General features: G+C 70.0%; 10 protein-coding genes. 7 read left to right on the top strand and 3 right to left on the bottom strand.

Translation table 11 applies throughout. From position 1 onward, the window contains the following. Window positions 1-65: 65 nt before the first annotated feature. Window positions 66-3,605: a transcription-repair coupling factor gene (gene mfd, locus OP79_RS25300; protein ID WP_033323136.1), complete on the top strand. Its 3,540-nt coding sequence runs from the start codon at window positions 66-68 to the stop codon at window positions 3,603-3,605. Between the two features lie 27 nt (window positions 3,606-3,632). Here the strand turns inward: mfd and OP79_RS25305 are convergent, their stop codons facing one another. Next, a complete protein-coding gene (locus tag OP79_RS25305; RefSeq protein ID WP_033323138.1) occupies window positions 3,633-4,019 on the bottom strand; it encodes a hypothetical protein in 387 nt (128 codons plus the stop codon). A gap of 63 nt (window positions 4,020-4,082) precedes the next feature. Continuing rightward, window positions 4,083-4,703 (bottom strand): TetR/AcrR family transcriptional regulator, encoded by a 621-nt coding sequence (locus tag OP79_RS25310; protein ID WP_051744908.1) that lies wholly within the window; start codon window positions 4,701-4,703, stop codon window positions 4,083-4,085. Between the two features lie 107 nt (window positions 4,704-4,810). On the opposite strand from OP79_RS25310, the gene OP79_RS25315 reads away from it, so the two are divergent. From OP79_RS25315 to OP79_RS25340, 6 genes are all read left to right on the top strand, one after another. Next, window positions 4,811-5,710 carry an SCO6745 family protein gene (locus tag OP79_RS25315; RefSeq protein WP_051744909.1) on the top strand — a complete coding sequence of 300 codons (900 nt, stop codon included), beginning with the start codon at window positions 4,811-4,813 and terminating at the stop codon, window positions 5,708-5,710. A gap of 150 nt (window positions 5,711-5,860) precedes the next feature. Next, window positions 5,861-6,604 carry an HNH endonuclease family protein gene (locus tag OP79_RS25320; RefSeq protein WP_033323142.1) on the top strand — a complete coding sequence of 248 codons (744 nt, stop codon included), beginning with the start codon at window positions 5,861-5,863 and terminating at the stop codon, window positions 6,602-6,604. A 122-nt stretch (window positions 6,605-6,726) separates the two neighbouring features. Then, entirely contained in the window at window positions 6,727-7,332 is a 606-nt protein-coding gene (locus OP79_RS25325) for a hypothetical protein (protein ID WP_033323144.1), read from the top strand. 38 nt (window positions 7,333-7,370) lie between these two features. Continuing rightward, entirely contained in the window at window positions 7,371-8,852 is a 1,482-nt protein-coding gene (locus tag OP79_RS25330; RefSeq protein ID WP_281193240.1) for a serine/threonine-protein kinase, read from the top strand. A 144-nt stretch (window positions 8,853-8,996) separates the two neighbouring features. Beyond that, a complete protein-coding gene (locus OP79_RS25335) occupies window positions 8,997-9,644 on the top strand; it encodes a SurA N-terminal domain-containing protein (protein ID WP_033323148.1) in 648 nt (215 codons plus the stop codon). A 40-nt stretch (window positions 9,645-9,684) separates the two neighbouring features. Continuing rightward, window positions 9,685-10,659 (top strand): nucleoside triphosphate pyrophosphohydrolase, encoded by a 975-nt coding sequence (locus OP79_RS25340; protein ID WP_425428603.1) that lies wholly within the window; start codon window positions 9,685-9,687, stop codon window positions 10,657-10,659. Between the two features lie 25 nt (window positions 10,660-10,684). Here OP79_RS25340 and OP79_RS25345 read toward each other — a convergent pair whose 3' ends face one another. Next, on the bottom strand, window positions 10,685-11,947 hold the full coding sequence (locus tag OP79_RS25345) for a cytochrome P450 family protein (RefSeq protein WP_033323152.1): 1,263 nt from the start codon (window positions 11,945-11,947) through the stop codon (window positions 10,685-10,687). Window positions 11,948-12,112: the final 165 nt, after the last annotated feature.

A 12,112-nucleotide genomic window follows, 5' to 3' on the forward strand; every position in this document is an offset into this window, starting at 1 on the left:
ACACCCCCGGCCCGTACACGTGTCGGGCGTTCCGCGTTGCCCACCCCTCGGATGGAAGCCTCTTCATGAGCCTGCACGGTCTGCTCGACGCCGTCGTCAAGGACGCCGCACTCACCGAAGCGGTGAAGGCCGCCGCGGACGGCAACCGGATGCACGTCGACCTGGTCGGACCACCCGCGGCCCGTCCCTTCACGATCGCGGCGCTGGCCAGGGAAACCCGCCGTACGGTCCTGGCGGTGACCGCCACGGGGCGCGAGGCCGAGGATCTGGCGGCGGCGCTCAGGTCCCTGCTGCCTCCCGACACCGTCGTGGAGTACCCGTCCTGGGAGACCCTCCCGCACGAGCGCCTCTCCCCGCGCAGCGACACCGTGGGCCGGCGGCTCGCCGTACTGCGGCGGCTCGCGCACCCGCGCCCCGACGACCCCGAGACCGGCCCGGTCTCGGTCATCGTCTCGCCCGTGCGCTCCGTGCTCCAGCCCCAGGTCAAGGGCCTGGGCGACCTGGAGCCGGTGGCCCTGCGGACCGGCGAGAGCGCCGACCTCGGCGATGTCGTCGAGGCGCTGGCGGCAGCGGCGTACTCCCGGGTCGAACTGGTTGAGAAGCGCGGCGAGTTCGCCGTACGGGGCGGAATCCTCGACGTCTTCCCGCCCACCGAGGAGCACCCGCTGCGCGTGGAGTTCTGGGGCGACGACGTGGAGGAGATCCGTTACTTCAAGGTCGCCGACCAGCGGTCCCTCGAAATCGCCGCACATGGCCTGTGGGCACCGCCCTGCCGTGAGCTGCTGCTGACGGATGAGGTTCGGGAGCGGGCGGCGGCGCTGGCCGAGGAGCATCCCGAGCTGGGCGAGCTGCTCGGGAAGATCGCGGAGGGCATCGCCGTCGAGGGCATGGAGTCCCTGGCCCCCGTACTCGTCGACGACATGGAACTGCTCCTCGACGTACTGCCCCAGGGCTCGATGGCCGTCGTATGCGATCCGGAGCGGGTCCGGACGCGGGCCTCGGACCTGGTGGCGACCTCGCAGGAGTTCCTGCAGGCCTCCTGGGCTGCGACCGCGGGCGGGGGAGAGGCGCCCATCGACGTCGGCGCGGCCTCACTGTGGGCCATCGCGGACGTGCGGGACCGGGCCCGTGAGATGGACATGATGTGGTGGTCGGTGTCCCCCTTCGCGGCGGACGAGTCCATCGACGACACGAACGCGGACACGCTGAAGCTCGGCATGCACGCCCCGGAGGCGTACCGCGGCGACACCGCCAGGGCACTCGCCGACACCAAGGGCTGGCTCGCGGACGGCTGGCGCGCGGTGTTCGTCACCGAGGGCCACGGCCCGGCCGCCCGTACCGTCGAGGTCCTCGGCGGCGAGGGCATCGCGGCCCGCCTGGAATCGGATCTCGCCGCGCTGGCGCCCTCCGTCGTCCAGGTGGCGTGCGGCTCGATCGAGTACGGCTTCGTCGATACGGCACTGAAGCTCGTCGTCCTCACCGAGACCGACCTCACCGGTCAGCGGGCGGCGGGCAAGGAGGGCGTGCGCATGCCCGCCCGCCGCCGCAAGACCATCGACCCGCTCACCCTGGAGACGGGCGACTACATCGTCCACGAGCAGCACGGCGTCGGCCGCTACATCGAGATGGTGCAGCGCACGGTCCAGGGCGCGACCCGCGAGTACCTGGTCGTCGAGTACGCGCCCGCCAAGCGCGGCCAGCCCGGCGACCGGCTCTACATCCCGACCGACCAGCTGGAACAGATCACCAAGTACGTGGGCGGCGAAGCCCCCACGCTGCACCGCCTGGGCGGCGCCGACTGGACCAAGACCAAGGCGCGCGCGAAAAAGGCCGTCAAGGAGATCGCGGCCGACCTGATCAGGCTCTACAGCGCGCGGATGGCGGCACCGGGGCACGCCTTCGGCTCGGACACCCCGTGGCAGCGCGAGCTGGAGGACGCCTTCCCGTACGTGGAGACGCCCGACCAGCTGACGACCATCGCCGAGGTCAAGGAGGACATGGAGAAGACGGTCCCGATGGACCGCCTGATCTGCGGAGACGTCGGCTACGGCAAGACGGAGATCGCGGTACGCGCCGCCTTCAAGGCGGTGCAGGACGGCAAGCAGGTGGCCGTGCTGGTGCCCACTACGTTGCTGGTGCAGCAGCACTTCGGGACGTTCGGCGAGCGTTACTCGCAGTTCCCGGTGAACGTACGGGCGTTGTCGCGCTTCCAGTCGGACACGGAGGCGAAGGCGGTCCTGGAGGGGCTGCGGGACGGCTCGGTGGATGTCGTCATCGGCACGCATCGGCTGTTCTCCGCCGAGACCAAGTTCAAGGACCTGGGGCTCGTGATCGTCGACGAGGAGCAGCGGTTCGGCGTCGAGCACAAGGAGCAGCTGAAGAAGCTGCGGGCCAATGTGGACGTGCTGACGATGTCGGCCACTCCGATCCCCAGGACCCTGGAGATGGCGGTGACGGGCATCCGCGAGATGTCCACGATCACGACTCCTCCGGAGGAGCGGCACCCCGTCCTGACCTTCGTCGGTCCGTACGAGGAGAAGCAGATCGGCGCGGCGATCCGACGTGAACTGCTGCGCGAGGGGCAGGTCTTCTACATCCACAACCGCGTCGAGTCGATCGACCGCGCGGCGGCGAGGCTGAGGGAGATCGTCCCGGAGGCGCGCATCGCGACGGCCCACGGGCAGATGTCGGAACAGGCCCTGGAACAGGTCGTCGTCGACTTCTGGGAGAAGAAGTTCGACGTGCTCGTGTCGACGACGATCGTGGAGTCGGGCATCGACATCTCCAACGCCAACACGCTGATCGTCGAGCGCGGCGACAACTTCGGCCTCTCCCAGCTGCACCAGCTGCGGGGCCGGGTGGGGCGTGGCCGCGAGCGGGGTTACGCGTACTTCCTCTACCCGCCCGAGAAGCCGCTGACGGAGACGGCCCACGAGCGCCTCGCCACCATCGCCCAGCACACGGAGATGGGCGCGGGCATGTACGTGGCCATGAAGGACCTGGAGATCCGGGGCGCGGGCAACCTCCTGGGCGGCGAGCAGTCGGGCCATATCGCGGGCGTCGGCTTCGACCTGTACGTACGCATGGTGGGCGAGGCGGTCGCGGACTACCGGGCGTCGTTGGAGGGCGGCGTGGAGGAGGAGGCGCCGCTGGAGGTCAAGATCGAGCTCCCGGTCGACGCCCACGTCCCGCACGACTACGCGCCCGGCGAGCGGCTGCGCCTCCAGGCGTACCGCGCGATCGCGTCGGTGAACTCCGAGGACGACATCAAGTCCGTACGCGAGGAACTCGTCGACCGCTACGGCAAGTTGCCCGAGCCTGTGGAGAACCTGCTGCTGGTGGCCGGACTCCGCATGCTCGCGCGGGCGTGCGGCGTCGCCGAGATCGTCCTCCAGGGCAACAACATCCGGTTCGCGCCGGTGGAGTTGAGGGAGTCCCAGGAGCTGCGCCTCAAGCGGCTGTACCCGGGGACCATCATCAAGTCGGCCGCCCACCAGGTCCTTGTGCCCCGCCCGAAGACAGCCAAGGTGGGCGGGAAGCCGCTGGTCGGGCGGGAGTTGCTGGGGTGGACGGGGGAGTTCCTGGCTTCGATCCTGGGGTCGTGACCCAGTCCCTTCCAGTCCAGTCGTGACTCAGTCCTTCCAGTCCAGTTGGGGTGCCGGTACGCCCACTGAGCGGGCGTACGCCTCCACTTCGGCGCGAGCCTTCGCGTCACCGCGCGGGTAGCGGAAGACGCGGTCGGCGAAGACGACGAAGGCCTCGGTCGCGGTGCTGTAGTTGACGTACCAGCCGCCGGTCGGCGCCAGGCAGTTGGCCAGCGCGCCGGCCAGTGGCTCGGCCGCGTCCTGAGGCGCCCGGAAGTCCAGCAGGGTCCACTGCTCGGGCTGGTCGGCCGTCGCGTTGCCGACCGCGATGCGCTGAATCGCCGTGACCTGGAGTGGAACGCCGCTCAACTCGCTGCCGACACGCAGGCTCTCGGCGATCAGGACACCGCTGAGTGTGCGGGGTGGGTGGGCCATGCCGGGCTCCTCCTGCTGGCGATGGGCTGTCAATGGGCGAGATCGGCGACACCAGCGCCTGGGTCAGCCCGACCGCGACTGGAACAGCATCCCCGTCAGCAGGCGGAAGACGTCCTCCGGGTCCTGGTCACCCACCGGGCCGTCCAGGTTGTGGCTGAGCAGGAGCGTCGCGAAGCCGTGGGCCAGGGACCAGGCGGCGACACCGGCGAGGCGGGGGTCTGGGCCGCGTCCGGAGGGCGGTACGGCGGCTACCGCCTCGCGCAGGCGCTCGCCCGCGAGGGCTCTGGCCGTCGTGAGTTCCAGATCGTTCTCGCGGAGCAGCTCAGGCGCGAACATCACCTGGAAGTGCGCCGGGTGCTCGCACGCGAATCGTACGTAGCGGACGCCGGCGTCGCGCAGGTCCTCGGCCTCCGTGAGCGTGGCCGCCAAGAGCCCGTACCCCTCTGCCGCGATGGCGGTGAGCAGACCCGTGCGGTCCTTGAAGTGATGGGCAGGCGCAGCGTGCGAGACGCCCGCGCGGCGGGCCAGATCGCGAAGGCTCAGGGCGGAGGGGCCCTCGGCGGAGATGACGTCCAGGGCGGCGGCCAGGATCGCGCGGCGCAGGTCGCCGTGGTGGTAGGGGCGGCGGCGGTCCGGCTTCGCGGGGTCCGGCTTCGTGCGATCCGGCTCGGTGGTGTCGCTCATGGGCAGCAGCGTACGCAGAATCTAGGCATTGACAAGTTGGGCGGGGTCGGGCAATCTAGCCAGTGTCAAGTTGTCGAAGGGGCGAGAACGGGACGAGGGGTTACGTCATGTCTGTGAACGTCGGTACGTCCGTGCGGGACGGCGAGGTCGAGCTCGGCAAGGTGCGCCAGATGTGGCACCTGCTCGAGCCGCTGCACGCCGTGGTCTATTACGCGCCGGAGGTCTTCGAGGAGTCGGCCGCGCTCGGCTTCGGCGTCGAGGAGCGGTGGCCGAGCTACTTCCCGTTGCGGGCGGCCCCGTTGGGCGCGGTCGGGAGTGAGCGGGTGGCCTCCGCGTTCTACAGCTTCAGCCCGCGGATGGTCACCCAGCACATGGATCCGGCGTGGGAGATCGCGAGCCCTGACCGGCTGCTCGCGGCACGGGAGCGCGGGATCGGCCGGGCGTACGGAGCGATATTCGGCGACCGCATACACAGCCCCGAACTCGCCGAAGCCGCCGCCCTGGCCCGGCGCGCGGCCGAATCCGCGAACACGGCGGGTCGCCCCCTGGCCGCCGCCAACGCCGAGCTGCCCTGGCCACAGGCCCCGCACCAACAGCTCTGGCACGCGGCGACGATCCTGCGCGAGCACCGAGGCGACGGGCACCTGGCCGCGCTGCTCGTCGCGGGCCTGGACCCGATCGAGTCCCTCGTCTCGTTCGCGGCGATAGGCGCCGCCTCGGTGGAGCGCTTCGAGAGCCGCGGCTGGCGCTCCGAGGAATGGTCCGCCGCGAGTGAACGGCTCATCGAGCGGGGCCTGTTGAACGCGGATGGCACGGCGACGGCGGCGGGCCGCGCCCTGCGTAAGTCGGTCGAGCAGCACACCGACGAACTCGCTGCCGCGCCCTGGCAGGCGCTGGGCCCGGATGCCGTTGCTCAACTCGCCGATCTGCTGGGTGAGTTCTGGATTGCGGTGCTGGGCTCGGGGCTGCTGCCGTCGGAGACGACGTTGGGGATCGGGAAGGTGTGAGGAGGACGCTCACGCGCGGCGACGCTCCGGGGTGTGCGCCGCTCTGCCCTTGAGCTCCGTTACGGCCCGGACCCCCGGTCGCTACTGTGAGGACCAGCGGTAACCGCCCGACCAGGGCGGATCCGGGGAGGCAAGGGAAGGAGAGCGCGCATGACGCTCTGGACCAGGGGTGCCGGTGCTGCCGTCATGCTGCTCGCAGTGACCGGGTGCACCGTGGACAGCACGGGCTCGGCGGGACCGGACGAACCGGCGGAGTCATCGGCTTCGGCCGGGTCCGGTGAATCGGCCGGTGGCGCCGCCCGCGCCGCTGTCGACTCGCTGACCGTCAAGGGGAGGGCACCCAAGACGGGATACGACCGAGACAAGTTCGGCAGCCCCTGGGCCGACACCGACTCGAACGGCTGTGGAACCCGCGACGACATACTCAAGCGGGATCTGAAGGACGTGAAGTTCAGCGACGGCGACTGTGAGGTCAGGTCGGGGACGCTGGACCCGGACCCGTACACCAACAAGGACGTGACGTTCGTACGCGGCCGCAGTCAGGTCGACATAGACCACGTCGTCGCCCTGTCGGACGCCTGGCAGAAGGGCGCCCAGCAGTGGGACCCCAGCAAGCGAATAGCCCTGGCCAACGACCCGCTCAACCTCCTCGCCGTCGACGCGAGCACCAACCGCAGCAAGAGCGACGGTGACACGGCGACCTGGCTCCCGCCCAACAAGGCGTACCGCTGTACGTATGTGGCAGGGCAGGTGGCCGTGAAGAAGAAGTACGGGCTGTGGGTCACGGCCGCCGAGAAGGCCGCCATGGAGGGGGTGCTGGCCGGGTGCCCCGGGCAGAAGCTCCCCTCGGGCGGAAACCCGACAACGGCGCCGGAACGGTTCCACGCGAACTGAGTAGCCCCGTAGGTGCTCGGCGTTACAACGGTTCGGTACAAGCAGGGACCGTTGTCCTTGTCGGCCTATACGCTCGTCTTCACATTCGTATGTCTGCCGGTATCAGGTCTTCAGGAGCATCCATGCACGGCCACGGCTACGCGCCGCCACCGCCGCGTCGACCCTCGACGGGGGCGGTGGTGACGCTGCGCGTGATCCTCACGGCGCTGCCCCTGATGACCTGCGGGATGCTCCCCTGGCCGGCGACGCTGCGGGCCGCCCTGGTGACCCGCCGGCAGCGCGAGTGGTGGGCCTTCGCAGCCTCGATCGTGATCTGGACCTTCGCCATCGGGCTCATGAGCACCGACGACACCGACGACTTCAGCAGCCCGGCCGGCTCCCTGGGCCTGATCCTCATGATGCTGAACGGCCTGGCCTGCGCCATCTACTTCCTGGTCGTGGACATCCACTACTACGGGCGGCCCATGCCCATGGCCAACATGCCGCCCCAGCAGACGACCCTCTACGGCTACCAGCAAGCGCCGCCCGCCCCCCACGGCGGCACACCCGTCCCGCAGCCGCCCGCCCCCCAGCCGTACGGCGGCACACCCGTCCCACAGCCTCCCCCACCCCAGTCGGCACCCACCCCGCCGCCCCCGCAGCGCCCCGCGCCCGTCCGGATCGACCAGGTGCGCGCCGAGCTCGACGAGCTGAGTGACTACCTCCGCAAGCACGAGGACGGCAGGTGACCGTGGCGTCGGGACGTGTGATCACCGGCCGCTACGAACTGTCCACGCTCATCGGCCAGGGCGGCATGGGCCAGGTGTGGACGGCATACGATCAGCGCCTGGACCGCCGCGTCGCGGTCAAACTGCTGCGCCCCGACAAGGTCGCGGGCCACGAGGCCGACGAGCTGCGCCGCCGGTTCGTACGCGAGTGCCGCGTCACCGCCCAGGTCGACCACCCCGGCCTGGTCACCGTGCACGACGCCGGCATCGAGGGCGAGGAGCTGTTCCTCGTCATGCAGTACGTCGACGGAGTCGACCTCGCCGGCCACCTCGCCGAACACGATCCGTACCCCTGGCAGTGGGCCGTCGCGGTCGCCGCCCAGCTGTGCGCCGTACTGTCCGCGGTGCATGCCGTGCCGATCGTGCACCGTGACCTGAAGCCCCGCAATGTCATGGTCAAGCAGGACGGCACGGTCACCGTCCTCGACCTCGGCGTCGCCTCCGTCATGGACACGGACACGACCCGCCTCACCCACACCGGCTCACCCATCGGCAGCCCCGCCTATATGGCGCCCGAGCAGGCGATGGGCGGCGCCGTCGGCCCGTACACCGACCTGTACGCGCTCGGCGTGCTGCTGCACGAACTGCTCAGCGGAGACGTGCCGTTCTCCGGCTCCACCGCCCTCGGCGTGCTCCACCGGCACCTCTACGAACCGCCCGTTCCGGTACGCCAACTGCGCCCCGAAGTCCCCGAGCCGCTCGAAGCCCTCGTCCTGCGCCTGCTCTCCAAGGACCCGCAGCACCGCCCGGCCTCCGCGCAGGACACCTACGAGCAACTGCTCCCGATGCTCCCCGCGCGCGGAATCCCCAGCGGCGGCCCGCTCGACCCGGCGCGCCCCTTCCTGCGCCCGCACGCCCCCTGGCCCGACCGGGCCCGCACCCCCGCGGCCCAGCCGCAGGCCACCCCCACCGTGGAGAAACCCGATGTCGCGCGCGCCGTCGACGAGGTCAAGCAGCTCCTCGGCGAGGGCCGTATCACGCAGGCCGTCGACATCCTCGGCTCGATCCTCCCGACCGCCGCCGAGCAGCACGGCGAGCACTCGCCCGTCGTCCGCACCCTGCGCAAGCAGTACGCGGCCACGCTGATGGACGACGGCCAGTTCCGCCGCGCCCTGCCCGAACTGCGCCGCCTCGCCGACGAGCGCGCCAAGGAGGCAGGCCACGCCGACCCGCAGTCCCTGCGCTTCCGCTACGAGGCCGCCCAGTGCCTCGAACAGCTCGGCGAACCCGCCGCCGCGCTCGCGGAATACCGGTCCCTGCTGCCGTACTACGAGAACCAGTACGTGGCCGGCGACCCCGAGCTCTCCTACGACGTACGCCGCCGCATCGGCCACCTCCTGCTCGCCCTCGGCGACCGAGGCGCCGCCCACGAAACCCTGGCCCGACTGCTCCTCGACGTGGAACGCCTCCAGGGGCCGGGGCAGCCGATGGCGGTGGAGATCCGGCGGACGTTGCAGTGGCTGGGCCAAGTGCGCGGTTAGTGGGGCCACAGGGGCTTCGGGGCAGTACGGAACCTTTGGCGAATCGTTGGGTCGAATGGGTGGCCGAGAGCCGGTCCCCTGCCTACCATCGATCATCGCAAGACTTTGTGCACCGTCGCACAAGCTCCCCATGGAGGTTCTCCCTTGCACCGCCGCCGTCGCACCGCGCTCCTCCTCGCCGCCACGCTCGCCACCGCGGCACCCCTCCTCACCGCCTGCTCGGACGAGGCGCATCCCGGTGCCGCGGCCGTCGTCGGCGACGACCGGATCACGGTCTCCCAGCTGGAGAACCGGGTGACCGAGGTGCGTACCGCCCAGCGGGCCGCCGTCACGGACGACGCCCAGTACGAGCAGGCCATCGCCCAGTCCGGCGGCCTCACCCGCGAGATCCTGAACAACATGGTCCTCGACCGTGTGCTGCACCAGGCCGCCCAGGACGCGGGCGTGACCGTCTCCCGCAAGGAGGTCACGCAAACCCGCGCCAACCTCGAGAACCAGCCGGGTGGCGTCAAGGCCCTGGAAGCGAGCTGGTTGCAGCAGTACGGCATCCCGCCGCAGCGGATCGACGAGAACCTCCGCCTCCAGCTCGAGGCCCAGAAGCTCGCCGCCAAGCTCGGCACCGACACCAGCGGACCCGCGTTCTGGGCAGCCCTGTCCGACGCCTCCAAGAAACTCGACATCGACCTGAACCCGCGTTACGGCACCTGGGACGCCAAGAAGAACAGCCGCGTCGAGGCCAAGCTGCCGTGGCTGCGCCAGGTCACACAGGCGGGCAGCCAGGAGACCGCGTAACCGCTGTCCCCATCCGTTGCCTGACCTTGATGTCAGTGGCGTGGGTTACGTTCGAGGGGTGAACGCATCCAACCCTGGGCGCATCGTCCTGCTCACCACCAGCCACCGCGTCGCGCCCGGGCTCCTGTCCTGGCCCGCCTGGCAGGCGCTGCACGGCGCCGACCGCGTCCTGTGCGCGGACGGCGCTCACCCCCAGCTGCCGTATCTGCGCGAGGCCGGCGTCAAGGTCGACGAGGCCGAGCCGACCGCCGAGGAACTCGTCGACGCCTGCACCGGCGGCCGCACGGTGACGGTGGTCGCCACGGGCGAGGGCGAGCCGCAACTGACCGACGGGCTGGCCCGCCTGGCCGGCTCCGGCCGAGTCCAGATGCCCGACCTCGAACTGCTCCCCGCCTCGTACGACCTCCCCGGCGCCCGCCTCCTCGACCTCGTCCAGGTCATGGACCGCATCCGCGCCGAATGCCCCTGGTCGTCCCGGCAGACCCACAAGGGCCTCGCGAAATACGGCATCGAGGAGGCGTACGAACTCGTCGAGGCGATCGAGGAGGGCGACCGTCACGAACTGCGGGAGGAACTGGGCGATGTCCTGCTCCAGGTCGTCTTCCACGCCCGGATAGCGGAAGAGGACCCCGAGGAACCCTTCTCCGTGGACGACGTCGCAGGCACCATCGTCACCAAGCTCATCCACCGCCACCCCCACGTCTTCGGCGACGAAACCGCCGCGACCCCCGAAGAGGTCAAGGAACACTGGCTGCGCACCAAGGCGGTGGAAAAGCAGCGGACATCCGTCACGGAAGGAGTGCCACTGGGCCAGCCCGGCCTGGCACTGGCAGCGAAACTGGCATCCCGCGTGCGCACAGCGGGACTTGAGGTGCCGATACCCCAGGGCGAGGGCATCGGCTACGACCTGCTCGCGATGGCCGTACGAGCCGAGGCGGAGGGCGTGGACCCGGAGGCGGCCCTGCGGGCCGCTGCGCGAGCGTATCGGGATGCGATACGGGCGACGGAGGGCTGACGCGGAACCCCAAGGGCGGTCACGGTCAAGGGCGTACGGGCGTGAACTCCACAGGGAGGTTGCGCAGACCGCGCATGATCAGGCCGCCTCGCCAGCGCAGGTCCGCGGAATCGGCGGCGAGCCGAAGGTCGGGCAGCCGGCGCAGCAAGGTGGCCAGGGCGGTGCGGCCTTCCAGGCGGGCGAGTGGGGCGCCGAGGCAATAGTGGATGCCATGCCCGTAGCCGAGGTGCTGGTTGTCCCGGCGGGAGAGGTCGAGCGTGTCCGGCTCGTCGAAACGCGCGGGATCACGGTCGGCAGCGGCGAGGACCACGAGTACGGGGTCGCCGGAAGCGATGCGTTGTCCGCCGATTTCGAGGGGCTCGGTCGCATAGCGCCAAGTAGCCAGTTCGACGGGGCCGTCGTAACGGAGAAGCTCTTCGATGCCGGTGTCGAGCAGTTCTTGTTCGCCACGCTCGATGGACTTCTGCAGTTGTGCGCGCTGCTTCGGGTTGCGGAGCAGTGCGTACGTGCCGTTGCCGATGAGGTTGATGGTCGTTTCGAAACCTGCGAACAGCAGTACGAAACACATGGCCGCGGCTTCGTTCTCGGTGAGGTGTTCGCCGTGGTCGGAGGCGCGGATGAGCCCGGAGATGAGGTCTTCGCCGGGGCCGGGGGTGTCCGGAAGTGCCTCCCGTTTGCGGTGGATCAGTTCGGCGAGATAGCCGCGCATCTTCTTCACGGACCGTGCGACGCCGCCGCGCGGCCCACCCCCGTGCCGGATCATCATCCCCGCCCAGTCCCGGAAGTCGTCCTGGTCCTCGCGGGGGACGCCGAGCAGGTCACAGATGGCGTAGATGGGGAGGGGGAACGCGAACTCGTGGATGAGGTCGGCGGAGCCCTTGTGCGCGAACTGGTCGATGAGCTGGTCGGTCAACTCCTGGACGCGAGGCGTGAATTCGGCCACGCGACGGGGTGTGAACGCCTTGGAGACGAGCCGGCGGAGCCGCGTGTGGTCCGGCGGGTCGATGTTGAGCAGATGGGTCATCAGGTTGGCGCTGCGCTCGCCGGGGATGCCCGTCTTGCTCTTGCCGTGGGCGTCCTCGGAATGGTGCACGGGATTCTTGGAGAGTCGCTGGTCGGCCAGGGCCTGCTTGGCGTCCGCGTACCGAGTCACGAGCCATGCCTCGACGCCGCTGGGGAGCGTGGTGCGGTGTACGGGTGCGTGCTCGCGGAGCCATGCGTAGGCGGGATAGGGGTCGCTGGCGAACTCCCAGGTGAAGAGTTCGGGTCCGAGGTATGGGGCGTTCACGAGGTGACGGTACCGGCCGCGGCGTGGACGAACCCCGGGCTCAAACTGACGAACCCCCAGCTCAAAGCTGACATACCCTCAAGTTCGTGATCTTTACGTGATCTACGCTACATCTACTGGTGACAAGTGATCGGGTCCCACTAGGTTCACGCGAAAGCGGATCTC

This window comes from Streptomyces yerevanensis (genome assembly GCF_000716805.1).
Lineage (GTDB): Bacteria > Actinomycetota > Actinomycetes > Streptomycetales > Streptomycetaceae > Streptomyces > Streptomyces flaveus.